The 25246-nt window shown below is 63.7% G+C and carries 27 protein-coding genes; 8 read left to right on the top strand and 19 right to left on the bottom strand.

Annotated elements, in window-relative coordinates; all coding sequences use genetic code 11:
- Nucleotides 1–4: 4 nt before the first annotated feature.
- From lepA to D3250_RS09510, 5 genes are all read right to left on the bottom strand, one after another.
- Nucleotides 5–1864: a translation elongation factor 4 gene (lepA, locus tag D3250_RS09530; protein ID WP_119903165.1), complete on the bottom strand. Its 1860-nt coding sequence runs from the start codon at nucleotides 1862–1864 to the stop codon at nucleotides 5–7.
- Between the two features lie 92 nt (nucleotides 1865–1956).
- Nucleotides 1957–2217: a 30S ribosomal protein S20 gene (gene rpsT, locus D3250_RS09525; RefSeq protein WP_119903164.1), complete on the bottom strand. Its 261-nt coding sequence runs from the start codon at nucleotides 2215–2217 to the stop codon at nucleotides 1957–1959.
- Nucleotides 2218–2471: 254 nt separating this feature from the next.
- A complete protein-coding gene (gene holA / locus D3250_RS09520) occupies nucleotides 2472–3473 on the bottom strand; it encodes a DNA polymerase III subunit delta (protein WP_119903163.1) in 1002 nt (333 codons plus the stop codon).
- A 21-nt stretch (nucleotides 3474–3494) separates the two neighbouring features.
- Nucleotides 3495–3977, bottom strand: coding sequence for a redoxin domain-containing protein (locus D3250_RS09515; RefSeq protein ID WP_158583120.1), 483 nt, complete (start codon nucleotides 3975–3977; stop codon nucleotides 3495–3497).
- A gap of 11 nt (nucleotides 3978–3988) precedes the next feature.
- Nucleotides 3989–4423: a DUF3052 domain-containing protein gene (locus tag D3250_RS09510; RefSeq protein ID WP_225973260.1), complete on the bottom strand. Its 435-nt coding sequence runs from the start codon at nucleotides 4421–4423 to the stop codon at nucleotides 3989–3991.
- Nucleotides 4424–4596: 173 nt separating this feature from the next.
- On the opposite strand from D3250_RS09510, the gene aceE reads away from it, so the two are divergent.
- The 6 genes from aceE to fabF all read left to right on the top strand — a co-directional run bounded on the left by aceE (nucleotide 4597) and on the right by fabF (nucleotide 12349).
- A complete protein-coding gene (gene aceE / locus D3250_RS09505) occupies nucleotides 4597–7338 on the top strand; it encodes a pyruvate dehydrogenase (acetyl-transferring), homodimeric type (RefSeq protein WP_119903161.1) in 2742 nt (913 codons plus the stop codon).
- A 41-nt stretch (nucleotides 7339–7379) separates the two neighbouring features.
- Entirely contained in the window at nucleotides 7380–8555 is a 1176-nt protein-coding gene (locus D3250_RS09500) for a PucR family transcriptional regulator (RefSeq protein ID WP_119903160.1), read from the top strand.
- A gap of 108 nt (nucleotides 8556–8663) precedes the next feature.
- The gene (locus D3250_RS09495) at nucleotides 8664–9602 is read left to right on the top strand and encodes an ACP S-malonyltransferase (RefSeq protein ID WP_119903548.1); all 939 of its coding nucleotides are present in this window, start codon (nucleotides 8664–8666) and stop codon (nucleotides 9600–9602) included.
- A 24-nt stretch (nucleotides 9603–9626) separates the two neighbouring features.
- Nucleotides 9627–10679, top strand: coding sequence for a beta-ketoacyl-ACP synthase III (locus tag D3250_RS09490; RefSeq protein ID WP_119903159.1), 1053 nt, complete (start codon nucleotides 9627–9629; stop codon nucleotides 10677–10679).
- 56 nt (nucleotides 10680–10735) lie between these two features.
- Complete coding sequence (locus D3250_RS09485) at nucleotides 10736–10981, top strand: acyl carrier protein (protein ID WP_119903158.1); 246 nt, start codon at nucleotides 10736–10738, stop codon at nucleotides 10979–10981.
- Nucleotides 10982–11104: 123 nt separating this feature from the next.
- The gene (gene fabF, locus D3250_RS09480) at nucleotides 11105–12349 is read left to right on the top strand and encodes a beta-ketoacyl-ACP synthase II (protein WP_119903157.1); all 1245 of its coding nucleotides are present in this window, start codon (nucleotides 11105–11107) and stop codon (nucleotides 12347–12349) included.
- A 57-nt stretch (nucleotides 12350–12406) separates the two neighbouring features.
- On the opposite strand, the gene D3250_RS09475 is transcribed toward fabF, so the two are convergent.
- From D3250_RS09475 to rplS, 9 genes are all read right to left on the bottom strand, one after another.
- Nucleotides 12407–12910 (bottom strand): DUF3145 domain-containing protein, encoded by a 504-nt coding sequence (locus D3250_RS09475; protein ID WP_119903156.1) that lies wholly within the window; start codon nucleotides 12908–12910, stop codon nucleotides 12407–12409.
- A gap of 140 nt (nucleotides 12911–13050) precedes the next feature.
- Nucleotides 13051–13977 carry a tyrosine recombinase XerC gene (locus tag D3250_RS09470; RefSeq protein WP_119903547.1) on the bottom strand — a complete coding sequence of 309 codons (927 nt, stop codon included), beginning with the start codon at nucleotides 13975–13977 and terminating at the stop codon, nucleotides 13051–13053.
- A gap of 77 nt (nucleotides 13978–14054) precedes the next feature.
- Nucleotides 14055–15344, bottom strand: a complete 1290-nt coding sequence (locus D3250_RS09465; protein ID WP_119903155.1) for a DNA-processing protein DprA — start codon at nucleotides 15342–15344, stop codon at nucleotides 14055–14057.
- Nucleotides 15345–15359: 15 nt separating this feature from the next.
- On the bottom strand, nucleotides 15360–16916 hold the full coding sequence (locus D3250_RS09460) for a YifB family Mg chelatase-like AAA ATPase (protein ID WP_119903154.1): 1557 nt from the start codon (nucleotides 16914–16916) through the stop codon (nucleotides 15360–15362).
- Nucleotides 16913–17284 (bottom strand): YraN family protein, encoded by a 372-nt coding sequence (locus tag D3250_RS09455; protein ID WP_119903153.1) that lies wholly within the window; start codon nucleotides 17282–17284, stop codon nucleotides 16913–16915. Before D3250_RS09455 ends, D3250_RS09460 begins: the two co-directional genes overlap by 4 nt.
- Nucleotides 17285–17444: 160 nt before the next feature.
- Nucleotides 17445–18131, bottom strand: a complete 687-nt coding sequence (rnhB, locus tag D3250_RS09450) for a ribonuclease HII (protein WP_225973259.1) — start codon at nucleotides 18129–18131, stop codon at nucleotides 17445–17447.
- Nucleotides 18128–18847 carry a signal peptidase I gene (lepB, locus tag D3250_RS09445; protein ID WP_225973258.1) on the bottom strand — a complete coding sequence of 240 codons (720 nt, stop codon included), beginning with the start codon at nucleotides 18845–18847 and terminating at the stop codon, nucleotides 18128–18130. The genes rnhB and lepB (D3250_RS09445) overlap by 4 nt, the downstream gene beginning before the upstream one ends.
- The gene (lepB, locus tag D3250_RS09440) at nucleotides 18844–19545 is read right to left on the bottom strand and encodes a signal peptidase I (RefSeq protein ID WP_119903152.1); all 702 of its coding nucleotides are present in this window, start codon (nucleotides 19543–19545) and stop codon (nucleotides 18844–18846) included. The genes lepB (D3250_RS09445) and lepB (D3250_RS09440) overlap by 4 nt, the downstream gene beginning before the upstream one ends.
- Nucleotides 19546–19579: 34 nt before the next feature.
- Nucleotides 19580–19975: a 50S ribosomal protein L19 gene (rplS, locus tag D3250_RS09435; protein ID WP_119903151.1), complete on the bottom strand. Its 396-nt coding sequence runs from the start codon at nucleotides 19973–19975 to the stop codon at nucleotides 19580–19582.
- 389 nt (nucleotides 19976–20364) lie between these two features.
- On the opposite strand from rplS, the gene D3250_RS09430 reads away from it, so the two are divergent.
- Nucleotides 20365–20805 (top strand): SseB family protein, encoded by a 441-nt coding sequence (locus D3250_RS09430; RefSeq protein WP_119903150.1) that lies wholly within the window; start codon nucleotides 20365–20367, stop codon nucleotides 20803–20805.
- Here the strand turns inward: D3250_RS09430 and trmD are convergent.
- The 5 genes from trmD to ffh form a co-directional block, all read right to left on the bottom strand.
- Nucleotides 20793–21521: a tRNA (guanosine(37)-N1)-methyltransferase TrmD gene (gene trmD, locus D3250_RS09425; RefSeq protein ID WP_119903149.1), complete on the bottom strand. Its 729-nt coding sequence runs from the start codon at nucleotides 21519–21521 to the stop codon at nucleotides 20793–20795. The genes D3250_RS09430 and trmD overlap by 13 nt on opposite strands.
- Before the next feature lie 15 nt (nucleotides 21522–21536).
- A complete protein-coding gene (rimM, locus tag D3250_RS09420) occupies nucleotides 21537–22100 on the bottom strand; it encodes a ribosome maturation factor RimM (RefSeq protein ID WP_119903148.1) in 564 nt (187 codons plus the stop codon).
- Between the two features lie 20 nt (nucleotides 22101–22120).
- On the bottom strand, nucleotides 22121–22378 hold the full coding sequence (locus D3250_RS09415; protein WP_119903147.1) for an RNA-binding protein: 258 nt from the start codon (nucleotides 22376–22378) through the stop codon (nucleotides 22121–22123).
- Entirely contained in the window at nucleotides 22375–22797 is a 423-nt protein-coding gene (gene rpsP, locus D3250_RS09410) for a 30S ribosomal protein S16 (protein WP_119903146.1), read from the bottom strand. The genes D3250_RS09415 and rpsP overlap by 4 nt, the downstream gene beginning before the upstream one ends.
- A 202-nt stretch (nucleotides 22798–22999) precedes the next feature.
- Nucleotides 23000–24586 (bottom strand): signal recognition particle protein, encoded by a 1587-nt coding sequence (gene ffh, locus D3250_RS09405; RefSeq protein WP_119903145.1) that lies wholly within the window; start codon nucleotides 24584–24586, stop codon nucleotides 23000–23002.
- A 107-nt stretch (nucleotides 24587–24693) separates the two neighbouring features.
- Here ffh and D3250_RS09400 point away from each other — a divergent pair, with 107 nt between their 5' ends.
- The gene (locus D3250_RS09400) at nucleotides 24694–25236 is read left to right on the top strand and encodes a hypothetical protein (RefSeq protein WP_119903144.1); all 543 of its coding nucleotides are present in this window, start codon (nucleotides 24694–24696) and stop codon (nucleotides 25234–25236) included.
- Nucleotides 25237–25246 lie beyond the last annotated feature (10 nt).

Genomic DNA, 25246 nt, shown 5'->3' with positions numbered 1-25246 from the left:
CGGGTCACTTCTTGGCCTTCTCCTTGGCTTTGCCCTCGTCCGAGCTCAGGGCGGCGATGAAGGCTTCCTGCGGAACCTCCACGGTGCCGACCATCTTCATCCGCTTCTTGCCCTCCTTCTGCTTCTCCAGCAGCTTGCGCTTGCGGCTGATGTCTCCGCCGTAGCACTTGGAAAGGACGTCCTTACGGATGGCGCGGATGTTTTCCCGGGCGATGATTCGGGACCCGATAGCTGCTTGGATCGGGACCTCAAACTGCTGACGAGGAATGAGGTCTTTGAGCTTGGAGGCCATCTTCACCCCGTAGGCGTATGCGTGGTCCCGGTGCGTGATGGCGCTGAAGGCGTCGACCTTGTCGCCCTGCAGGAGAATCTCCACTTTGACCAGGTCGGCCGCCTGGTCCCCGGAAGCCTGCCAGTTCAGTGAGGCGTACCCCTTGGTGCGGGATTTCAGCTGGTCGAAGAAGTCGAACACGATTTCCGCCAACGGCATGGTGTAGCGGATCTCCACGCGCTCTTCTGAGAGATAGTCCATCCCGTCCATCGAACCGCGACGAGCCTGGCACAGTTCCATCACTGCACCGATGTACTCTGCGGGCACGATTATCGTGGCGTCCACGATGGGTTCGCGAATCTCGTCGATCTTTCCGTCTGGGAACTCCGACGGGTTGGTCACCTCATGCGACTCTCCGGATTCGTCCTTCACCTGGTAGATGACGTTCGGCGCGGTGGAGATCAGATCCAGGTTGTACTCCTGCTCCAGACGCTCCCGGGTGATTTCGAGGTGCAGAAGTCCCAGGAAGCCTACCCGGAATCCAAAGCCCAAAGCAGTTGAGGTCTCGGGCTCAAAGTTCAGTGCGGCGTCGTTGAGCTGAAGCTTCTCCAACGCCTCACGCAGCACTGGGAAGTCTGAGCCGTCAAGTGGGAAGAGCCCCGAGAAAACCATCGGCTTGGGCTCCTGATAACCACCGATGATCGACGACGCCGGCTTGGCCGCTGAGGTCACGGTGTCACCGACCTTAGACTGCCGCACATCCTTCACGCCGGTGATCAGGTAGCCCACCTCGCCGACGCCGAGACCGTCAGTAGCTTCCGGCTCAGGGCTCGAAACCCCGATCTCAAGAAGCTCGTGGGTTGCTCCGGTGGACATCATCTTGATCTTTTCGCGACGGCCGAGTTTTCCATCGGTGACGCGCACGAACGTGACCACGCCGCGGTAGGTGTCGTACACGGAGTCAAAGATCATGGCCCGCGCCGGGGCCTCAGCCTCGCCCACTGGCGCGGGGACTTCGTCAACGATCCGGTCCAGCAGCTCCTCGACTCCCTCTCCGGTCTTCCCAGAGACCCGCAGAACGTCCTCCGGCTCACAACCGATGAGGTGGGCCAGCTCTTCGGCGTACTTGTCCGGCATCGCCGCCGGGAGGTCGATCTTGTTGAGCACCGGGATGATCGCCAGTTCGTGCTCCATGGCCAAGTAGAGGTTCGCCAGAGTCTGCGCCTCGATGCCCTGGGCTGCGTCGACCAACAGCACGGCCCCTTCGCAGGCGGCCAAGGATCGGGAGACCTCGTAGCTGAAGTCAACGTGCCCGGGGGTGTCGATCATGTGAAAGGCGTAGGTGCCGCCATGGTAATCCCAGGGCATGCGCACCGCCTGCGACTTGATGGTGATGCCGCGCTCACGCTCGATGTCCATCCGGTCCAGGTACTGGGCCTTCATCTGGCGGGGCTCTACGACTCCGGTGAGCTGCAGCATCCGGTCGGCGAGGGTGGATTTGCCGTGGTCGATATGCGCGATGATGCAGAAGTTGCGGATCGCGCGGGGGGAGGTCTGAGCGGGCACCAGTGGCGTGCTGGCCTTCGGACTCACGTGTTCAATCCGTCCTTCGCATAGGGGTCAGTCCATCATAAAGCTAAGGCCCCGCACGGTTTCACGTGCGAGGCCCCTGCTGGAGTGTCGGGTCAGACCGACTGCACCAGATGCGCGATGCCGGATTTCCGGTTGGCGGCCTGGTTCTTGTGAATGACGCCCTTGGAGACAGCCTTGTCCAGCTTGCGGCTAGCCTCGCGGTTGGCGATCACAGCTGCGTCCTTGTCGCCGGCTTCAACGGCGGTGTGGACCTTCTTGATCGCGGTCTTGATGTCTGACTTGACCGCCTGGTTGCGCTGGCGGCTCTTTTCGTTGGTGAGGATGCGCTTCTTCTGAGACTTGATATTTGCCACGAATGAGTTCCTTAGCTTCTTGTGCTTGTTATGGCGAGCACTGTCCTGACGCCCGATAGGGGCGCGGCGACGACGGAAGTCTTCAGTGGTGTGGGGCACCTTGGCGATTCACGCTGGGCTCTTCAGGTAGAGGGGCCCATGAGCTCAGCGTGCTGTTTGCCGTCGCCGGACAGCGCAGGGGCCTTCATCGACCCCGGACACTAGCACCATATCCTAGCAGACACACCGCATTTCGGCGGTTTCGCTCCCCCACATCAGGACAGGTGGGTCGTGATGCGTGAGATGGCTTTCTCCACTGCGTACTGCGGGGTTCTTGAGACGCCTTTGACCTCGGCGTCGGCCTGAGCCACAGCCTCCACCGCATCGGCGGCTTCGCGTGGGCCCCACCGGCGGGCTATCTCAGCGGCCTGCTTCAGCTGCCACGGCGCCATCTTCAGCGTCTGGGCCAACTCTGTTTGGGCCCCACGGTGATCCACCAGAGCGGCCACCTGCCGGGCCTTCATAGCCAATGCGGCAGTCACAGCCACAGGTGAGACACCAGTGGCGATGGCGTGGCGGTAGAGTCGCAGCGCTGACTCTCCCCGGCCGGCGAAGGTGGCGTCAGCGACCTTGAACGCTGAGGCCTCCACACGACCGCCGAAGTACTTGTCGACGTGCTCGGCCGTGATGTCCTCAGGGACGTCTCGCATCAGCTGCTGGCATGCGCTGCCGAGGTCAGACAGTGTGGAGCCGGCGGCTGATACTAGGGCCCTCGCTGCTTCAGGATGGATGGTCCGTTGGGCGGCGCGGAACTCCTTACGAACGAAGTCGAGTTTGTCGTTGTCGCTCCTGACCGTTGAACAGTCCACGACGACGCCCAGTGCACTGAGCGCATCAGTGAGTTTCTTGCCCCGGTTGCCTCCGCTGTGACGGAAAACCAGTGTCACGTCCGGGTCAGCCGGCTCCTCCAGAAAACGGAGCATGTCCTCGAGGAAGATCTCGTTCATATGAGCAAGATCTTCAGCCAAAATGAGTCTCGGCTCGCCGAACAGCGACGGTGAAGCGAGGGTGGCCAACTCCCCGCGGGTGGCCTCCGAGACGTCCATCCTGGTGTACTCAAGGTCGGGATGTTGGGTTTTCAGCACAGCCCGAACGCGGTCCAGAGCGCGGGTGGCCACATAGTCTTCAGCGCCTTTGAGCAAGATGAGCGCCGCCGGCTCCACCGTGCGGAAGTCCGGCCCTTCAGAGGGCGTGCGGCGGGAAGCTCTGGGCGGCATGGTCTGATCCTACCGGGGTGCTCAGAGCTGGTGGATCTCACGCACCGCGGTCAGCACCTCGGCCAGGTCGCGGGACTGAGTGAAGTCTGCGGCGATCCGCCGGTGCAGGTGAAGCTGGTCGTTCAGGACGAACGTTACTCGGCGCGGACAGCCCTTCTGGGAATCGAAGGCTCCAAAAGCTTTCGCCACAGCCCCATGGGGCCAGAAATCGCTGAGCAGATCGAAGTGCACCTCCCCCAGTTCCTCCGCGTAGGCCCGCAGGGTGTACACGCTGTCGCTGGAGATAGCGCAGAACCTGACTCCCAGCGCGGAGATCTCTGACCAGCCCTCGCGGATCTCAGTGAGCTCAGCACTGCAGACGCGGCTGAACGCGAAGGGGTAGAACATCAGCACGCTGGGAGTACCGCTCAAATGCTCCAGCTGCACGGTCTCCCCGTACTGGTTACGCAGAGCGAAATCGGGCACCTCATCCCCCGGGGCCGGGCCGCATGATGCGGCATCCACGGCAGTGCCGCCTAGGACCAGGTCTTGCGGTGCACCAGCCGGCTGGCCGACCAGTCAGAGCTGACACCGGCGGAGGAGGTGACGTGGAGTCCCGCGTCTGTCGCCGCATCTTGGATCTCTACCGGCGGCACATAACCCTCACGCCCGGAGCGTGGGGTCATCAGCCACACGGACCCGCCCTCCTCCAGGGTGGTCAGTGCGTCGAGCAGCGCGTCGGTGAGGTCCTCACCGGAGCGGAACCACAGCAGCACAGCATCGACGACCTCTTGCTCGTCCTCATCGATGAGAGGCTCGTCAAGAAGGTCGTCCAAAGCATCCCGGAGGGCATCGTCAACGTCGCTGTCGACACCTATCTCCTGCACCAGGGCATCGGCCTTCAGGCCGAGCTCCTCCAGCAGGCTCTTGTTGTCGACAACATTGGTGGCGGCATCCTTGTTCAGTCCCACGATGCCAACGTTACGCGGGATTCCCCTTGAGCGGAAAGTGCGACACATCATGAACCGGTAGAGTTGCAATTCCACACTGGGTCTGTCCGCCACCCACGCGGCACGGATCATCACCTCGAACATTGGTTCTGCCACCGCGGGGCCGGTACTACAACGTCAGAAAGGTGCTTACTGTGAGCGCTGGCGAAGAGACATCCCACATTCGAAGCGGTCTGATCGACCAGCTTCCGGACATGGACCCAGAAGAGACCGGCGAATGGATCGACTCGCTCGATCAGCTGGTGGAGGCCCACGGCACTGAGCGAGCAGAGTACATCATCCGCGCGCTGCTGCAGCGAGCCGGGGCCAAGTCCATCGGCGTGCCGATGGTCACCACTACCGACTACGTCAACACCATTCCTGTGGATCAGGAGCCGGAGTTCCCCGGTGATGAGGAGATGGAGCGCAAATATCGGCGGTTGCTGCGCTGGAACGCCGCGATCATGGTGCACCGGGCTCAGCGCGAGGACATCGGTGTCGGCGGGCACATCTCCAGCTATGCCGGCGTCGCGACGCTTTACGAAGTCGGTCACAATCACTTCTTCCGCGGCGTCGACCATCCCGGCGGCGGCGATCAGATCTTCTTCCAGGGGCACTCCTCACCCGGCAACTATGCCCGCGCCTTCCTGGAGGGCAGGCTGACGGAGAAACACCTGGACGGATTCCGTCAGGAGGTCTCTAAGGCCCCGTATGGGCTCAGCTCGTATCCACACCCCCGCCTCATGCCCGAGTTCTGGCAGTTCCCGACAGTGTCGATGGGCCTGGGACCGATGAACGCGATCTACCAGGCGCAGTTCAACCGGTACCTGCAGAACCGGGGGATCCGAGACACCTCAGAGCAGAATGTGTGGGCGTTCCTGGGCGACGGTGAGATGGATGAGCCGGAGTCGCGCGGCCTGCTTCAGCTTGCTGCGAATGAGAAGCTGGACAACCTCCACTTCGTCATCAACTGCAATCTGCAGCGCCTGGACGGCCCGGTTCGCGGCAACGGCAAGATTGTTCAGGAGCTGGAGGCTTTCTTCCGCGGCGCCGGCTGGAACGTCATCAAGGTCCTGTGGGGTCGCGAATGGGATCACATGCTGGAGCAGGACGACAGCGGCGAGCTCGTTCGGATCATGAACGAGACGCTCGACGGTGACTACCAAACCTATAAGGCCGAATCCGGCGCCTTTGTGCGCGAGCACTTCTTCGGACGCTCCACTAAGACCAAAGAGATGGTCGCAGAGATGTCCGATGATGAGATCTGGGGGCTCAAGCGCGGAGGGCACGACTATAAGAAGGTCTACGCCGCCTACAAGGCCGCGGTGGAGACTCAGGGCAAGCCGACCGTGATTCTGGCCCAGACCATCAAGGGTTACGGACTGGGTCCGAGCTTCGAGGGTCGCAACGCGACCCACCAAATGAAGAAGCTGACGGTGGATGACCTCAAGCGTTTCCGCGACACGCTGCGCATCCCGATTTCGGATGAGCAGATTGAAGAAGATCCCTATCAGGTCCCCTACTTCCACCCCGGGGAGGACGCCGACGAGATCGAGTACATGCGCCAGCGGCGTGAGAAGCTCGGCGGAGCCATTCCGGAGCGCAGAGTGCCGACCAACACCCTCAAGCTGCCTGGCGAGAAAGCTTACGCTGGGGCTAAGAAGGGCTCCGGCAAGCAGCAGGCAGCCACCACCATGGCCTTCGTTCGGCTGCTGAAGGATCTGATGCGGGAGAAGAACTTCGGCGACCGCATCGTACCGATCGTGCCCGACGAGGCCCGCACCTTTGGAATGGACTCGTTCTTCCCGACCGCGAAGATCTACAACCCCAAGGGACAGAATTATCTGTCGGTCGACCGAGAGCTGATGCTGGCGTACAAGGAGTCCGCGCAGGGGCAGCTGCTGCACCCCGGGATCAACGAAGCCGGGGCTACGGCAGCGTTCACTGCAGCCGGAACCAGCTATGCCACCCACGGCGAGGCGATGATTCCGTTCTACATCTTCTATTCGATGTTCGGTTTCCAGCGCACCGGTGACTCGTTCTGGGCCGCCGCGGACCAAATGGCGCGCGGTTTCATCATCGGTGCCACCGCTGGGCGCACCACCCTGACTGGAGAGGGGCTGCAGCACGCAGACGGCCACTCCCCCCTGCTGGCCAGCACCAACCCCGCCGTGAAGCACTTCGATCCGGCGTTCGGTTACGAGATCGCCCATATTGTGGAGAACGGTCTATACGAGATGTATGGAGATCACGACGGCGATCCCAACGTCATGTACTACATCACCGTCTACAACGAGCCCGTCACGCACCCTGCAGAGCCCGAGGATCTGGACCTCGAAGGCGTCAAGCGAGGCATCTACAAGCTGAGGGCCTCCGAGCTCAGCGCTGACAGTGGCGCAGACAACAAGGCCCAGCTGCTGGCCTCGGGAGTGTCTGTGCCGTGGGCGCTGGAGGCCCAACAGCTGCTGGCTGAGGACTGGTCCGTCTCAGCGGATGTGTGGTCGGTGACCAGTTGGAGTGAGCTGCGTCGCCAAGCACTGCAGGTCGAACAGGACAGCATGATGGACCCCGAGCGGGAGCCGGAGGTGCCGTTCGTCGCTCAGCAGCTGGAAGGCGCCGAGGGTCCGATCATCGCCACCACCGATTATATTGCGGCAGTCCCGGACCAGATCCGCCAGTTCTTGCCCAACCCGTTCGCCACACTGGGCGCTGACAGCTACGGCTTCTCAGACACTCGGGCGGCGGCACGCCGACACTTCAAGATCGATGCGCACTCTATGGTGGTCCGGGCCCTGCAGATGCTGGGCAAGACCAAGGAGGCGACCGAGGCCATGGAGAAGTACAACCTGGCCGACCCTAACGCTGGAACCTCCGGCACCACAGGAGGAGACGCGTAGACTTCGGATTGTAGACACCCCACAACGTAGGGTGTGACGATATGAGTGTTGACACCGGGTCGCTGCCCAAAACAGTGCACGTCTCCAAGGAGGCGCTAGAGGTGCTCCGCAGACACACCGGTCAGCTGACGACTGAGGTGGGGCAGCACCTGGAGTCCAAGTTGCCGTGGTACAACCAGCTCTCCACCGAAGAGCGCGCCTCCCTGCGGCTCATCGCCCAGCGCGGGATTGCTGGGCTGGCCAACTGGCTACAGGACCCTGCCGCCCGGTCCCTCCCACTGGTCAACGAACTGCTGGGGCCGGCTCCGACGGATCTCATGCGCACCATCAGCCTGCAGCGCGCACTGCAACTGATTCGCACCATCGTCGACGCCGTGGAAGCGCGACTCCCTGGCCTGATGCCGGAGCCCGACCAGCCTCCCATGCTGGAAGCTGTGCTGCGCTACTCACGCGAGGTCGCGTTCGCAATCGCGGACGTCTACGCCCGAGCGGCCGAGTCCCGCGGCGCCTGGGACTCCCGGCTGGAGGCTCTGCTGGTGGATGCTGTACTGCGAGCCGAACCTGCCGAGCAGATCGCCTCCCGAGCCGCGGCAGTGGGCTGGAAGTCTGGAGCCGGCGTCGTCGTCGTGGTGGGGCCTGCTCCCGAGCCGGCAGATGCCGTCTTCCTGTCTCACCTGCGGCGGCAGTGCGTCCGCTTCGCCGGAGACGCCGTGGTGGGAGTTCAGGGTGACCGACTGATTCTGCTGCTGGGCGGGGTCACCAGCTTAGAACAGGGGTTGTCCCGAGTCCTGTCGCACTTCGGCGAGGGCCCAGTGGTCTACGCACAGCATGAGGGTCCGATCGCCAAGGCTGCCCGATGCGCCCAGTCTGCCTTTGCGGGTTGTTCCGCGGCGCCTGCCTGGAGCCGAACCCCCCGGCCGGCAGCAGCGGAGGAGCTTCTTCCGGAACGGGCGCTTGCGGGCGACCCGCACGCCAAGGAAGCACTCACCACGGGGATCTGCGCACCTCTGCAGGCCGCCGGGCACGGTCTGCTGGAGACGGTCGATGCCTATGTCACCGGCGGGCACTCTTTAGAAGCTACGGCCCGCGAGCTGTTCGTCCACACCAACACGGTCCGCTACCGCCTTAAGCGCATCACCGAAGTCACCGGTTGGGACCCCATGGAGCCCCGGGACGCCTATGTTCTCCACACGGCACTCGCACTCGGTCGGCTGTGAGGAAGAACGCCCCATCGCAGCCGTTGTAGAGTACCTACAAGTTCGCCCCGGCGATGTCGTCTGCCTGCATGGGGGCAGGAAAGCCCAGGTGATGGAAAGGTGGACCGTGTGCTAGCTATCGTATGCCCGGGACAAGGTTCCCAGACTCCGGGGGTTCTGACCCCGTGGTTGGAGAACGACGACGCCGCCTCTGCGCTGCTTGCCGAATATTCCGGGTACGCGGGCACGGATCTGCTCGCCCACGGCACCACCTCTGATGGGGAAACCCTGCGCGATACGGCGGTGGCGCAGCCGCTCATTGTGGCCTGCTCGCTGCTCAGCGCTGATGCGCTCGGCCTGACATCGGAACGGCTGTCGGAGATGGGCGAGAAGGTGCTGGTCTCCGGACACTCTGTGGGTGAGATCCCGGCAGCTGCGCTGGCCGGTTCGCTGTCTGCCCAGCAGGCGCTGGAGCTCATCTCCGTACGCGCCGCGGCAATGGCTGATGCTGCCGCCGCAGAGTCCACTGGGATGGCCGCGCTGCTCGGTGGCGCGGAGGAAGACGTGCTCAATGCCATTGAGTCCGCTGGCCTCACACCGGCAAACATCAACGGTGCAGGGCAGATTGTGGCCGCTGGCGCGCAGGATGCCATTGACCACCTCTGCGCCAACCCTCCTCCGCGTGCCCGCGCCATCCCGCTGAAAGTGGCAGGAGCTTTCCACACCCAATACATGGCCCCGGCTCAGCGAGCGTTGGCCGCCGCAGCCCAGTCCACCGGCGCCGCAGATGCCGCGGTGAAGCTGCTTTCTAATCGGGACGGCGCCGCGGTTCACTCCGCTGCGGAGATCCTGGATCGGATCACCGACCAGGTCACCCGGCCCGTGCGCTGGGACGCCTGCATGAAATCGATGCAGGATGCCGGGGTCACCGGCATCCTTGAACTGCTCCCGGGTGGAACTCTCACAGGTCTTGCCAAACGCGGCCTGAAAGGTACCAAGACCTGCGCTGTGAAGTCCCCCGAGGACATCAGCGCCGCCACTGAATTCATTGCAGAACACACCGCCTGAAGCCCCCGACTGAAGAGACACACAGTGACCGCCACCCTGAACCCCACCACAGCAGCCGAGGCCACCACCGTTCTCGGCCTAGGCGTGTACCGCCCATCGATCGTCGTGGACAATGAGCAGATCTGTCAGTGGATCGACTCCTCGGACGAATGGATTCGCCAGCGGACCGGCATCGTGACACGCCGTCGAGCACCCGCCGACGTTTCCGTGGTGGACATGGCCGAAGGCGCTGCTGCCGAGGCACTGAAGGACGCCGGCATTGAGGGGTCGCAGGTTGACTCGGTCATCGTCTCTACGGTGACACACCCGTTCATGACTCCTTCAGCCGCAGCGGACTTGGCTCACCGCATCGGCGCCACTCCGGCAGCGGCCTTTGATATCTCAGCAGCCTGCGCCGGTTACTGCTATGGGATCGCACAAGCCGATGCCCTGGTACGCTCCGGCCACGCTGAGCATGTGTTGGTAGTCGGCGTGGAGAAACTCTCAGACATCATCGACAACCACGAGCGCTCCATCAGTTTCCTGCTCGGCGACGGCGCCGGCGCTGTCGTCGTCGGACCTTCTTCGACGCCCGGTATCGCGGCCTCAGTCATCGGCTCCAACGGGGAGAAGTGGGATGCGGTGTCCATGGACAGTTCGCTGCTGAGACTCCGTGATGCGCTGTTCGATGCTCATACTTCGGGAGACGCCACAACGCTGCTGGACCAAGAACAGCGGTGGTGGCCCACCCTGCGGCAGGACGGGCAGACCGTTTTCCGCTGGGCAGTCTGGGAGATGGCGAAGGTGGCCGGTGAGGCGCTCGACAAGGCTGGGATTTCAGCAGATGACCTCTCCGCATTCGTTCCCCACCAGGCCAATATCCGGATCATCGACGAGCTCTCCAAACAGCTCAAGCTCCCCGAGCATGTTTTGGTCGGACGGGACATCGTAGATGCAGGGAACACCTCGGCGGCGTCGATTCCCTTGGCACTGCATCGCCTGCGCGCCGAGAATCCTGAGATTTCCGGTGGCCTAGCGCTGCAGATCGGATTCGGAGCGGGCCTGGTTTACGGCGCACAAGTCATCCGAATCCCGTAAGTTAGACACGCACGTTTATCGCACATCCAACCAAACACAGATGAGAGGAGCCCCTAGTGGCTGACAAGAACGCAATCCTTGCCGGACTCGCAGAGATCGTGGAGGAGGAGACCGGCCTGGAGACTGACGAAGTCCAGTTGGACAAGTCCTTCACCGAGGACCTGGACATTGACTCCATCTCCATGATGACCATCGTGGTCAATGCTGAAGAGAAGTTCGACGTGAAGATCCCCGACGAGGAGGTCAAGAACCTGACCACCGTCGGCGACGCCGTGGACTACATCTCCAACGCTGCCGGCTGAGTTCGCTCCTTTCACTCAGTCGCACGGTGTGTGGGGGCCATGGCCCCCACACCCTCCACTTAACGCCCATGGCGCCCCAGCCGCCGGGCAGACCGCTCCATCCTCAGCAGGTAGGAAAGTTGCATGTCGAAACGTCTCGTTATCACCGGACTCGGTGCCACCACTCCCCTGGGTGGCGATGTCACCAGCACCTGGGACGCAGCACTGGCCGGAACAGCCGGTGCCAAGACGCTTGAGCACGACTGGGTCGAGCAGTATCAGCTTCCGGTGACGTTCGCCGCTGAAGTGGCGGTGGAACCTGCACAGGTAATCTCCCGTCCGGAGACCCGGCGGATGGACCGCTCCACGCAGCTTGGCATGATCGCGGCCCGTGAAGCTTGGGCGGACGCTGGCCTGACCGACGTCGAACTCGACGGAGAGCGCCTCGGGGTCAGCTTCGCCACTGGTATTGGTGGAGTGTGGACGCTGCTGGACTCTTGGGACACTCTGCGGGAGAAGGGGCCCCGACGCGTGCTCCCGATGACCGTGCCGATGCTGATGCCCAATGGGGCCTCCGGCGCGATCAGCTTGGCCTTCGGTGCCCAAGCGGGGGCTCGTACGGCTGTCTCGGCCTGCGCCTCCGGCGTGGAGGCCCTGATTATGGCCATGGATATGCTCCGCGCCGGCGATGTGGACGTGGTCCTGGCGGGCGGGACTGAGGCTGCCATCCATCCGCTGCCACTCGCAGCCTTTGCCAATATGCAGGCGTTGTCGCGGCGCAACGATGATCCCGGTGCGGCCTCCCGGCCCTATGATGTGGATCGCGACGGGTTCGTCATGGGCGAGGGTGCCGGGGCGCTGATCATTGAGACTCAGGAGCACGCCGAGGCGCGCGGGGCCGCTGTGTACGCGGAACTGGCCGGTGGTGCAGTCACCTCTGATGCCCACCACTTGACGGCTCCCGATCCGGAGGGCCGGGGCGCTACTCGCGCGCTGCGCCGAGCCCTGCTTTCAGCTGAGGCCTCCGAAGAAGATGTGACTCATGTGAACGCACATGCGACCTCGACACCGCTGGGCGACGTCCCCGAGTACACGGCCATGAAAGCAGTCTTCGGCGCGCACCTGGACTCTGTCTGCGTCTCCGCCACGAAGTCGCAGACGGGCCACCTGTTGGGTGCTGCCGGCGCGGTGGAGTCGGTGCTGACGGTCAAGGCTCTGGCAGATCGCAAAGCCCCGGTCACTATTAATTTGGAGAACCAAGATCCGAAGATCCCGCTCGATGTGGTCTCGGGCAGCCCACGTGACCTCGGCAGCGGACAACAGGTCGGAATCTGCTCGAGCTTCGGTTTCGGTGGCCACAACGCAGTCGCCGCATTCCGCAGCGCCTGAGATTCAGCTCTGGGGGGCTGCGGGTCTCCGCGCATGGAAGCCGGCCGAAGTATGCGCCTAGACGGCGTGACTGAGCCAGCGCACCGGAGCACCCTCGGCAGCGTGCCTGAAGGGTTCGAGCTCCTCGTCCCACGCCTCACCGAGAGCCAGTGACAGCTCCTGGTACATCACTGTCGGATCCCCGATCCCCATTTCATAGGCATAACGAATCCGGTCTTCGGAGACCATGATGTTGCCGGCCGTGTCCACCGTGGCGTGAAAGATACCCAATTCAGGGGTGTGCGACCATCGGGAGCCGTCGCAACCAGGGGAGGGCTCCTCTGTCGCTTCGAAGCGCAGATGCCCCAGCGAGCGCAACGCGGAGGCGAGTTTGGCGCCCAACCCCTGTGAGCCCTGCCATGTCAGCTCGGCACGGTGGGTCCCGGGCGCAGCGGGTTGCGGAACCCACGCGAAATCGACTCGGGCGTCAACAACTGACGCTACTGCCCACTCAACATGAGGGCAGAGCGCGCTGGGCGCCGAGTGGATGTGCAGGACACCCCTGGCCACATAATCTGACATTTCCAACCTCCACATGTGCGTCTCGGTACGTCTTCCCCTACGACCGGGACTGCTGGACCTGTGAAGGCACGTCTGTCACATCTTAACAGGTGAGGAGCGATTGCGGGACCGCCAATCGCGGGTTCCTCCGCGGGGATTGTTCAGGCGCGGGGATGAGCCTGCGCATACGCTTTGGTCAGGCGATCGACCGATATATGGGTGTAAACCTGGGTGGTGGACAGGGATGCGTGCCCGAGCATTTCCTGCACAGTTCGCAGATCCGCTCCCCCGTCTAGCAGATGTGTCGCAGCACTGTGCCGCAGGGCGTGCGGGCCCCGCGCTGCTGTGGTGCCGAGAGCCGCTAAGGAGGCATCGACAACGCGGCGCACCACCCGGACATCAATTCGAGCCCCCCGCCGACCGACAAACAGGGCCATCCCGCTGTCCTGGTGCGCGAGCACCTGCCGAGCTTCATGGGACCACCTATGCAGTGCCTTTTCAGCCGGGATCCCGAAGGGGACCATCCGTTCTTTGCGCCCTTTGCCGAGTACCCGCAGCATGCGGCGCTGCGGTTCCACTGACCCGAGGTCCAATCCCACCAACTCCGAAGCGCGAATCCCGGTAGCGTAGAGCACCTCGATGATGGCCTCGTCACGGACCGCCACGGCCCACCCGACGGGGTCACTCTCTCTGATCCGCTCGTAAGCTTCACGGAGGTGTTGGGCGGCCTTAGTCAGCTCCTGAACGTGGCCAGCTTGGAGCACATCGGGAAGGTGGTTTCCGCGGGGGGCCGATCGGAGCCTCACGGCGGGATCTTCGTTCAGATGGCCGCGCTTATGGGCCCACCCGGTGAACGCACGCGCGGAGGCCGTCTTGCGGTTCAATGTGCTGCGGGCCAGGCCTGCAGCGTGCAGGTCGGCCAACCAGGTCCGCAACGAAGCCAGCCGGAGGTTGGCCAAACCGTGGGAGTGTGCACTGAGCTGCAGGAGGTCACTGGTGTAGCCGCGCACTGTGTGCTCGGAGAGCCGCCGCTGATGGCGCAGATGAGCCACAAACTCCTCCAGCAGCGGATCCGTCGGTTCATCCATGCTTCGAAGTCTAGGCACACCCGCGGCGTCTGCACGCCCAGCGCGCCGGTCGGGACGGCAAGACTCCTCAGCGAAGATCACGTGCGGCCCAGTTGATGGCCGGTGCGCCCCCACCTTCCACCAGTGCGATGAACCAACCTCTTCCTCTCCAATCTGGTCAGTCCGCCGAGAACTTGGGGCATCGGTAGGCCGGCGGCTTCGGAAAGTCTGCTCGGGGTCGTGGTGCTGCGCACCGGCAGGGCCTCGAAGATCCGGCGGTCTACCTCACCGAGCCCGTCTGTAGCGGACCGGCTCTCAGCGTCGCCGGTCACAGCTGCCGAGGCGGCGGGCCGGAGACCAGGTGGCCACCCGGGATCGGCTCCGTCTGCTGCGACGAGCTCCATAATGTCGGCGGCATCGGTGATCAGCTGAGCCGGGGTGTGGCGCAGCAACCGGTGGCAGCCTGCGGAACTGGCAGAGTACACACTGCCGGGAACTGCGCCCACAGGCCGTCCGATATCCATTGCGTGATGGGCAGTGGACAGCGCGCCGGATCGCCACCGGGCCTCCACCACCACAGTGCCCGCGGCCAGGGCCGCGATAAGGCGATTGCGCTGGAGGAACCGGTGCCGCGTCGGGGCGGAACCTGGTGGCATTTCGCTGAGAATGATGCCACGGTCCAGTATGGCGTGCAGCAGTCGATCGTTTCCTGCCGGGTAGAACCTGTCCACACCCCCGGCCAACACTGCCAGTGCCGGCCAGCCATCCTCTTGTGCCCCATCCAGCGAGCCACGGTGTGCCGCGGCGTCAATCCCGTAGGCCCCGCCAGAAATGATGCTCACCCCGTGAGCCGCAAGCTCCCGAGCGGTCTCCCAGGCGACCTTCCCCCCGTAGTCCGTCATCTCACGCGAGCCGACCACGGCGACGCTGCGCCCTGCCTGCGGAAGGCGTGCAGGCGCCAGCGAATACGGATCTGAGTCCCCTGCCGCGACTCGGAACCAGAGTGCCAGGGGCTGGGCGGGCCCCAGGTCATTGAGCTGTCTCGGCCACGCGGCATCTTCAGGGATCAGCAGTCCGCCACCGCAGCGGTACAGGGAGCGGAGCATCTGTGTGTCACGAATCTGCGGCAGGCGGGTTCGCCACCGCTGCAGCGCCGCCGGGAGCCTCCGCTGCCGTGCGGTGAGCCCGGATGCCTCGGCTGCTTCTCCTACCCGCTGCTGCTCCTGGGGGGTCGGGCCAGTTCCAGATGCGATCAGCTCCAGTGTCTGCTCAGCCCCCAGGACCTCGACCGTCAGCGGACCGAGCAGGTCTCCTGGTTCGATGAGCCGGCTCAGACCTGCCCGGGCATGTCTGGTGCTCGTAGCAGCCCAGCCTGAAGTGTCGCACATGCGCTGCTCCTCTCCTCAACGCCTGGCAGTCGCATGCCGCAGATGCATAGCGATGTCGACGTCGTCTTGGTCCGGGCGGTCTTTGAGCGATAAGTCAGAAATGGTCCAAGCCAACCGAAGCACCCGGACGTAGCCACGAAGTGACAGCTGAGCCCGGTCCAGACTCGCGTCGAGAGAATGCAGACTTCTTCGCGGCAGCCGCAGCTGGTGGGACAGGAGATTCAACGGTGCTTCACTGTTGAGCTTCAAACCGTAGCGGGACAGACGCTCAGCCTGCTGTTGCCGAGCATGCTGAACCCTCTTCGCCACCGCTGCCGAAGGCTCTCCAGAATCTGCAAGAGCTAGCGCGGCAGACTGCGGACGGTCGACCTGTACGTGCACGTCCACGCGATCCAGCAGTGGCCCGGAGATCCGGCTGAGGTAGTTCCGGCGCTGCGCCACCGAACAGATGCACTGCCTTCCGTTGCCCACGTTCATCCCGCACGGGCATGGGTTGGCCGCCAGCACGAGTTGGAATCTGGCGGGGTACGTAACCTGGCCGGCGGAGCGGTGCAGCGTGATGGCCCCTGTTTCCAGTGGTTGTCGCAGCGAGTCCAACACGTGCCGGGGGAATTCTGGAGTCTCATCGAGGTACAGCACGCCCAGGTGGGCACGTGTGGCCGCTCCAGGACCCGGAATCCTACTGCCGCCGCCGAGAATCGACGCCGCGGTGGCGCTGTGGTGCGGCGCTTCGAACGGCCTGCGGCTCTGCAGGCGCGTCACACTTGTGGCCCCGGAACTGATCGATGCGATTGCCGTGGCCACCATAGACTCTGCCTCGTCCAACGGGGGGAGGATCGAGGGCAGCCTTTCGGCCAGCATGGTCTTACCTGCGCCGGGGGCACCCATCAGCAGCAAGTGGTGGCCTCCAGCAGCAGCGACCTCGAGAGCGAAGCGTGCCTCCTGCTGACCTCGCACCTCGGCCAGATCGTGTCCGTAGTCGATGTGCGGGCGGCCGCTGCTCCGCGAACCTCCCGTGAGCTGTTGGACCGTCTCTTGGCTAGGGCGAAGCGCCCGCGCGGCCTTGTACGAACAGAAGTGATGAGCTATGGGAAGCACATGGTCGGCTGCCAGAACGCGGACTCCGGGCACCAATGCGGCTTCAGCTGCGTTCTCAGCGCAGACCACCACAGTGCGCGCCCCTGCCTCCACAGCGGCTGCCACGGAGGGCAGTACGCCCTTGACGGGCCTGAGCCGTCCATCGAGACCGAGCTCAGCGAGGAAGATCACCTTGTCGGTCCCTTGCACATACCCATCGGCCGCCCAGGCGCTCATCAGGATCGCCAAGTCCAGACCTGACCCGGACTTCGGCAGTGAGGCCGGAAAGAGGTTGACGGTGAGTCGACGCCGCGGCAGGTCAAGCCCGGTGTTCTTCGCCGCGGAACGGATGCGGTCCTGGCTTTCGCGAAGGGCGGCATCCGGCAGTCCCAGCAGGACGAAGGCCGGCAGAGTCTGGCCGATATCTGCTTCGACCTCTATCAGCCGACCTTCCATGCCGACCAGAACAACAGAACGCGCTCGCCCCATGCTCATGGAAGGTCCTTCAGATGTTCCACAGCGGCCGAGCTAGCGCGGGCGGCGGACCCCGGTGGAAGCGTCACGGCAATCGCATCGACGCGCCTGCGGGCCGGACGGAGTCTCGACCCGGCGGCATACTCAATCAGCAGCCGCTGCAGACGGCGGAGCTTCTGCTCGGTGATGGCTTCAAAGGGGTGTCCGTAACCCAGCCCGTGCCGGGTCTTGACCTCTACGGCAACCAGGTCCTGACCATCCATGGTGATAAGGTCAAGCTCTCCTGTGGGCGTACGCCAGCGTCGCTCCAATATGCGGTGTCCGCTCTGGAGGAGATACTCAGCGGCCTTCTCTTCGCCCAGCAGCCCCGTGTGGTCATTGCTGCGCATATATGCTCCTTCCGCCGGTCTGTGTCAACAGACTGCATGGAGCGAGGCTCACAGGCCGTCCCAAGCCGCCCTGGTGTGGATGCTGCGGCGCGTCAGGTGGGGAGGATGAAAGGTGTGGACAGCGGTAGAGCCCTCCCCAACGGACGGGTGGGCGAGCAGCCTAGAGTCCGGGCAGGGGTTCCAGGCCCAGGTTCCATGATCTTCGGTGGTGCTCGGTGGGTCCCTGGGCGCTAATGGCCGCACGGTGAGCTGCTGAACCGTACCCCTTATTGGAACCCCATCCGAATTCAGGGTGCTCGTCAGCCAACTCTGTCATCAGTGCGTCCCGCTTCACTTTGGCCAACACGGAGGCACAGGCCACGCTCAGCGCCTGAGTGTCGGCCTGGGGCATCGTGCGTACCGGAACCTCGGCGTGGAGCCAGTCGTGGACTCCGTCGAGAATGACGTAGTCCACCGGCCTGCGCAGTTGCTCGTGAACGGCGGAGAGTGCGGCCCGGCCCGCGGCTCCCAGAGCTGCGCTCAGGCCTGCAGCGTCGATAATCTGCGGCGTGGAATGCTGCACGCTGTAGGCTTCTGCGTGTTCACAGATGGAGGGCTGCCATCGCATGCGGGCCGCGGCTGAGAGCAGCTTCGAATCCCGCACCCCATTCAGCGGCTGCCAGACCCCCGTACCTGAGGACTTCACCGCCGGTGGGAGCATGTGCAGATCAATGACCACGACTCCCACGGTCACCGGACCTGCCAGGGCGCCGCGTCCGACTTCGTCGATCCCGGCGATGTATCGGCTGCCGGTCTGGGCAGCAAGCTGCAGCTCAGGAAGCAGAGTGGCGTTGACGGTGCGGCTCACTGCGGTTCGGGCACGTTCTCGAAGGGGTCCCGATCAGTTCCTCCACCGCCCCAGCGCTCCACCGGCCAGACGATGGTCAGCGTGCGGCCGATGATGTCCTCCTCCGGAACTGCACCCTGGTCAGGCTCCTCAACGTGGGAGCGGGAGTCCGCGGAGGCGGCGCGGTGATCGCCCAGCAGCCAGACGTGGTCCTCCGGCACGGTGACGTCGAAGGTCGCCTCTGAGGGCTTAATATCGGGGTAGAGGTATGGCTCGTCGATGGGCTCACCATTGACAAGGATGCGTTCCTCATCGTCGCAGCATTCAACGAGGTCACCCTCGAGTCCGACCACCCGTTTGACTACATAGTGGCTGGACGTGTCTGGAGTGAGGCCGATGAACATGAGCGCATCCTGGACCGGGCTGGTCTCCGGGGTCGGTCCGCCCCACCAGCTGCGGGTGTCCTCGAAAACCACCACGTCTCCGCGTTGGACGTCCATCACCCCGGGGGCCAACAGATTGACCACAATCCTGTCGTCGACCTCCAGGGTGGGCTGCATGGACTCCGAAGGGATGTAGAAGGCACGCAGCAGGAACGTCTTGATGACGAAGGAGATGACGACCGCCATCACCACGATCACTGTCAGCTCGATCAAGAATGACAGCGCCCAGTGACGCTTACGCTCGGGCTTCTGCTCAGGGCCGGATGCCTCGGCGTGACTCTCTGCAGCGCTCACCGTAGGCCTCCTTCAAGTGCACGTCGGTCCTCCCACGGCCAGACCACGGAGGTGGCCAGCCCGATGATTCGCTCTTCGCTGATCATACCGCCGCCGGGCGCCCCCAAGAGATCTCGGGAGTCAACTGAGGCGTCGCGATTGTCGCCCATGACCCAGAATCGGCCTTCGGGAATCGCGGCCTCGAAGCTCAACTCGGAGGCCGGCTTCTCGGGGCTGACCTCATGGGAGAGGTAGGGCTCAGCTATGGGCTCACCGTTGACGGTGAGTTCGCCCGAATCGTCACAGCATGCCACCAGGTCGCCTTCAGCCCCAAGCACTCGTTTGACGTAGACGTGCGGGGCCGAGCCGAGACCGATCCAGTGCCCCATGGTCTCGATCGAACGGGTCAGACTGGGACCGCCCCGGTAGGGGGTGAAAGAACCTTCCCCGTCGAAGACCACAATGTCACCGCGCTGGACACCGGCCTCATCGGGATAGCTCTTCGCCACTGCAATCCGCTCACCGTCGCTGAGGGTGGGGTCCATAGAGTCCTGGTCGACTGCGTAGAAGTCCACCGCAAAAACCCGAGTCAGGGTGCTGAGGATCAGCGCCACTATGACCACGACGCCAGCACCGTAGACCCAGCGCCGTCGGAGAGTTAAAGGCCGAGAGCCCCGGGACTCCGAGCAGGGCTCAGAAGTCTCGGGGCTCTCGGGCACGTTGAAATGCTTTGGGGTGCGTCAGCGCTGAGGATCAGGCCTCGACTGCTTCCTCCACGTCCTGACCCTGAGCGCGGGCAACTCGGGACTCGCGCTTTTCGCGGATGCGGGCAGCCTTACCGTGACGGTCGCGCATGTAGTACAGCTTGGCGCGGCGCACGTCACCGCGGGCCGTGACCTCGATCTTTTCGATCACTGGGGAGTGCACCGGGAAGGTACGCTCTACGCCCACGCCGAAGGAAACCTTTCGAACGGTGAATGTCTCGCGCAGACCGGAGCCCTGGCGGCCCATTACGTAACCTTTGAAGACCTGAACACGGGTGGTCTTGCCTTCGACGATGTTCACGTGAACATTGACGGTGTCACCGGGGCCGAAGTCTGGAACGTCACTGCGCTGGCTAGCGGCATCCACAAAGTCAAGCTTCTGCATTGTTTCTCCTCCAGGGGGCTGCCACAGGTCAACACCCCGATATCAGGGACGCGGTCCGCCTGCGCGTGAAGCGCGGGCAGCACTGGTCATAAGGCTTTGTGAGCCGGTGCGAGCGGAATGCTCACTCACCGGGTCCTGTCTGTGTGACGCCTCTCCCCTGCGGCAGAGTCGGCGCCCAGCAGGCACAGCACTCCATCATATGCGGTGTCGAACGTTTTCTCCACTTTTCTGACCGGGAGCACCTCCGGCGCCGATTTTCGCTCAGCGCCCAAAAACCCCACTTCGGAGCTCTCAGCCCTCGCACCCGCTGCGGGGTCTCCCGTAGCGTAGGTGGGAGCGGCACAGCCGTTGATGACCGGACGAATGAGTCGAGACTGAAGAGAGAGATCATGACTGAAACACCCACAGAGACCGTTCCAGAGCTGCAGCAGGCCCTGAAGGACGCCACGGAGAACCGCACCGACGAGGGCTTCCTGCAGGATGATGTCACCAACGTGCTTAACGCCTTCCTCAACAGCTCGGTCTACGTCGCCAGCTCTGAGGACCCCGAAGGGGACAAGGGCACCAACCTGCTGATGGTGCAGGATGACGACGGCAACGCGCTGCCGGTGCTGTTCACTACGCCTGAGGCCGCTGGTGAGCATAAGGAGCAGGCACCGCATGTAGTGGAGACCAATGGCATCATCCTGGTCCAGTCCCTGAAGGACGTAGGGGTGGTTCTGGATCCTATGAGTGATCACCAGTTCTTGATCCCTGCGGAGCAGATGGGCTCCATGCGCAGCTTTGTAGAGGAGCGCCTGGCGGAGAGCGAAACACCTCAGCAGGACTGAGGCCGCTCCCACAGGTCGGGGCGGATCCGCTGGGTCCGCTCCTCCGCCTGGCTCCGGCGCCACGCCTCGATCCTGGCGTGGTTGCCGGAAAGCAGCACATCCGGGATCTGCTGGCCCCGCCAGTGGGCCGGTTTGGTGTAGACGGGGTATTCGAGCAGACCGTCGCTGTGTGATTCCTCTTCCAGTGAGGCTTCGTTGCCTATCACACCGGGGATCAGTCGCGTTATGGCTTCCACCATCACAACGACGGCGGACTCCCCTCCGTTGAGGACATAATCACCGATGCTCAGCCGCCTCACCTCACAAAGATCGCTGGCCCAGTCGGTGAACCGTTCGTCGATGCCTTCGAATCTGGCAGGGGCGAAGACCAGGTGAGTCTGCTCGGACAGCTCCTGTGCTGCCTGCTGGGTGAAGAGCTCTCCAGAAGGTGTCGGGATGATGAGCACAGGCCGCTCGGTGGCGGACTGATTTACTGAGTTCTCGCCAGGCTGAGCTAGGACGTACTCCAGGGCAAGGGCCCACGGCTCGGGTTTCATCACCATCCCCGCCCCACCTCCGGCCGGTGGGGAGTCGACGCTGCGGTGCTTGTCTGAAGTGAAGTCGCGCAGATTGTGCCGGCGGATCTCCAGCAAGCCGTCCTGCTGGGCGCGGCCGATCAGAGAGAGGTCGAGTGAGTCGAAGAATTCGGGAAGTATTGAGATCAGGTCGATTTTCAACTCAACTCACCCGCCTCATGAAAAGAGGCCGGCGGGCGGGGTGAGGGTGACCAGCTTCTGCTGCGGGTCGATCTCAGGCACCAGCTCATCGACGAATGGCACCATGACCTCCTCGCCACCCGCTGCGGTCACGACCAGTAGGTCCTGGGCGGGGCCGGTGAGCAGTGCAGCGACCGTGCCGAGCGGAACTCCCTGTTCACTGACACAGCGAAATCCTTCGAGCTGATGTGAGTACCAACCCTCGGCTGCATCGTCGTCCTGGTCTCCGATGTCGATGAAGAGTATGGAGCCCCGGAGCTCCTCGGCGCCGTTGCGGTCCCGGACCTCTTCGAAACCCAGCAAACAGATCTTCTTGTTCCAGCGCTGTGTGGCGACCGTTAGTGCGTTCAGCGGCGCTCCCGCGGCTGAGGCACGCTGAAGAATCGCTCCGGGTGCGAGCCGCTCGGAGGGTTCGTCGGTGAAGAGCTCCACCGTGACTTCTCCCCGAACGCCGTGGGGTTTACCGATGCGAGCGACCCGCAGACGCTCACCCGGTGCGGGCGGAGTCTGCGGGTCGGAATCGTATTCGGTATTTTCCACGGGGCGGGCCCTATGGGTGTTCAGCGGCGACGGTCAGTGTCGACGACGTCTACGCGGACGTCATTACCGCCGGGCAACGCTGCGATCACGGTGCGCAGAGCCTTGGCCGTGCGGCCGGCGCGCCCGATGACGCGTCCCAAGTCTTCCGGGTTGACCAGCACCTGGAGGGTGTCGTAGCGCCTCCCGGACTTGCGGCGGACGTCGACCTCCTCGGGTGAGTCAACGATCCCGCGGACTAGGTGCTCCAGGGCGTCTGTGAGCGCAGCGTCGGTGCTCATGCGTCGGTCTTCTCCTCGGAGGAGTCCTCGGCCGCGGGCTGCTCAGCTTCGGCAGGTGACTCTTTCGCGGCGCTCTTCTTGTCGCTCACCACGGAGCCCTTGGTCGGAGCGGTGAACTCTTCCTTAGGGGAACGGGTCTTCAAGGTGCCCTCGGTGCCCTCCAGGCCCTTGAATTTCTGCCAGTCACCGGTGATGGTGAGCAGCTGCTTGACCTGCTCGGTGGGCTGAGCACCCACAGAGAGCCAGTACTGGGCGCGCTCTGACTGGATCTCGATGAACGAAGGCTCTTCGGTGGGCTGATACTTGCCGATTTCCTCGATGCTCTTGCCGTCACGCTTGACGCGGGAATCGGCGACAACAACGCGGTACTGGGGGGCGAACTTCTTGCCCATTCGCTTCAGACGAATTTTGACTGCCACTTGTGTGGTTACTCCTGTAGGTATTGGGGCGCGCACTGAAACATCTGCTGCGTGGGGTGATGCAAACAGCCTCTGCCGTGCACTTGAACGTTGGACAGGTCGGCGAGATGAGAGGGTACTCACCGAATCTGCGCAAGGTACCTGTGTATTCTGCCAGATAAACCCGCCTGACGCATATCCTCTCCGCTGGCGGGTTGCGCGCCTATTTGAGGTACTTTTCGAAACCTTTCGGCAGGTCCAGGTCTTCGGCGTTGAAGTCTGCGGCACCTGCGCCGAAGCTCGAACCGTCCATCTGCTTCTGCGTCTTGCGCAGCTCGGCCTCTCTGGCCTGCTGCGCGGCCTTTGCCGGGTTGCCCGACTTGGCCTTGGGCTTTTTTCCTTTGCCCTTGGCCTTCTTCCGGCCCGCTCCGGGTGCCCCCATGCCCGGCATAGCACCACCGGGCATCCCCGGCATGTCAGGCATTCCGCCACCAGAAGCCATCTTCTTCATCATTTTGGCGGCCTGACCGAAACGCTCCAGGAGCTGATTGACCTCCGATACATGCACCCCAGAGCCGCGGGCGATCCTGGCCCGGCGGGACCCGTTGATAATCTTCGGTGCGTTGCGCTCATGGGGGGTCATGGAGTTGATGATGGCTTCCACGCGGTCCAGCTGCGAGTCATCGAACTGTTCGAGCTGCTGACGCATTCCTGCGGCCCCGGGCATCATGCCCAGCAGCTTCTTCATGGAGCCCATCTTCTTGATCTGCTGCATCTGGGCACGGAAGTCTTCCAGGGTGAAGTCCTCCTGGTCGGCGAACTTCTGGGCCATCTTGGCCGCTTCGTCCTTGTCCCAGGAGGCTTCGGCCTGTTCGATCAGGCTAAGGATGTCCCCCATATCCAGGATTCGCCGGGCCATGCGGTCCGGGTGGAAGACTTCAAAATCCTTCAGCCCTTCTCCGGTGGAGGCGTACATGACGGGTTTGCCGGTCACCGAGGCCACTGACAATGCCGCGCCACCGCGGGCGTCACCGTCGAGCTTGGTGAGCACCACCCCGGTGAAGTTCACACCTTCGTTGAATGCTTGGGCGGTCTTGACCGCGTCCTGACCGATCATGGCGTCGATCACAAACAGCGTCTCGTGCGCGTTGACGGCAGCCTTGATATCCGCCGCCTGGCGCATCAGCTCCTCATCCACGCCCAATCGGCCGGCGGTGTCGATGATGACGACGTCGTGGAGTTTGTCCTGGGCGTGGGTCAGGCCCTCACGGGCCACGGCGACCGGGTCCCCGGTGGCTGCTTCCGTCTCCGAGCTCACACCCGGGTGCGGAGCGTAGACCGGCACCCCGGCGCGCTGACCGCCGACCTGCAGCTGCTTTACGGCATTAGGTCGCTGCAGGTCACACGCGACTAGCACAGGGGCGTGGCCCTGATTCTTCAGGTGCAGGGCCAGCTTCCCGGCAAGGGTGGTCTTACCCGCACCCTGGAGGCCAGCGAGCATGATGATGGTCGGCGGCTGTTTAGCGAACTCCAGCTGCCGAGTCTGCCCACCGAGGATGCCGACGAGCTCCTCGTTAACAATCTTGACCACCTGTTGGCCGGGATTGAGCGCCTGGGCTACCTCGGATCCCAGCGCACGGGCTTTGATCCGGGCGATGAACTCGCGGACCACGGGCACGGCGACGTCGGCGTCGAGCAGGGCGCGCCGAATCTCCCGGGCAGTGCCGTCAATATCAGCCTCGGTCAGCTTGCCCTTGCCGCGGAGGTTCTTGAACGTCGCTGTGAGGCGATCTGAGAGCGAGTTGAACACGTCGGGTGCGCTTCCTTAAAGACTCATTGTGCTGTCAGTCGAGGGTGTTCAGCCCCAGCTTGAAGCTGTCCCCGGACTCGAAACTTTCAAAGCTCTAGAGTAACAACGTGAGCCAAGACCAGGATGCACAGGTCATCAAGTCGGCGCTGGGCACCCACCTGGCGTACCTCCGCGCAGCCGAAATCGGTCACCGCGCGGCCGGACGTGCACTTTCTCATCACCCTCAGCTCTCTCACATGGTGACACAACAGCGCAGCCCTATCGCGCGCTCCGCAGCCCACCGGGCACGCGGAGCGTCTTTCGGCCAGCGTGCAGAGTTCGTCGAGCAGCTCTTGGACTTTCCGGTCTCGGGACTCCGGTCACTGACTTCCGGGGACATGCGCAGCCTGCAGGTGCCTGCGCATATTGGCGCCACCGCCGTGCCGACCGCGCTCGCTGAGGCGATCGCCGATCGTGAGGTTGCGGCCCGGCTGGCCGGCGCACAACCCGCCACTCGTCCGGCCGGACACACGGCCGAGAATTCCGCAGAGGCTGAGGCGGCACCTTCTGACTGGTCTTCGGGCGGGAATGAGCAGCCTGATCCTGGACCTCCCGAGCGCAGGGGCCCTTGGTTCCGACGCAGCTTCGGAGACCTCCTCCGGCGCAAGTAGGATCGAGCAT

It is taken from the genome of Nesterenkonia natronophila (genome assembly GCF_003595215.1).
Classification (GTDB): Bacteria; Actinomycetota; Actinomycetes; order Actinomycetales; family Micrococcaceae; genus Nesterenkonia; species Nesterenkonia natronophila.
This window is presented reverse-complemented; position numbering and strand designations above follow the sequence as displayed.

What these genes read in the sequence shown, in the direction of transcription:
- D3250_RS09470 (WP_119903547.1), bottom strand. Translation starts at nt 13,977, where the DNA reads ATGGATGAACCGACGGATCCGCTGCTGGAGGAGTTTGTGGCTCATCTG.
- rplS (WP_119903151.1), bottom strand. Translation starts at nt 19,975, where the DNA reads ATGCAGAAGCTTGACTTTGTGGATGCCGCTAGCCAGCGCAGTGACGTT.
- D3250_RS09455 (WP_119903153.1), bottom strand. Translation starts at nt 17,284, where the DNA reads ATGCGCAGCAATGACCACACGGGGCTGCTGGGCGAAGAGAAGGCCGCT.
- D3250_RS09460 (WP_119903154.1), bottom strand. Translation starts at nt 16,916, where the DNA reads ATGAGCATGGGGCGAGCGCGTTCTGTTGTTCTGGTCGGCATGGAAGGT.
- D3250_RS09475 (WP_119903156.1), bottom strand. Translation starts at nt 12,910, where the DNA reads ATGTCAGATTATGTGGCCAGGGGTGTCCTGCACATCCACTCGGCGCCC.
- D3250_RS09500 (WP_119903160.1), top strand. Translation starts at nt 7,380, where the DNA reads ATGAGTGTTGACACCGGGTCGCTGCCCAAAACAGTGCACGTCTCCAAG.
- holA (WP_119903163.1), bottom strand. Translation starts at nt 3,473, where the DNA reads ATGCCGCCCAGAGCTTCCCGCCGCACGCCCTCTGAAGGGCCGGACTTC.
- D3250_RS09430 (WP_119903150.1), top strand. Translation starts at nt 20,365, where the DNA reads ATGACTGAAACACCCACAGAGACCGTTCCAGAGCTGCAGCAGGCCCTG.
- D3250_RS09465 (WP_119903155.1), bottom strand. Translation starts at nt 15,344, where the DNA reads ATGTGCGACACTTCAGGCTGGGCTGCTACGAGCACCAGACATGCCCGG.
- fabF (WP_119903157.1), top strand. Translation starts at nt 11,105, where the DNA reads ATGTCGAAACGTCTCGTTATCACCGGACTCGGTGCCACCACTCCCCTG.
- D3250_RS09415 (WP_119903147.1), bottom strand. Translation starts at nt 22,378, where the DNA reads ATGAGCACCGACGCTGCGCTCACAGACGCCCTGGAGCACCTAGTCCGC.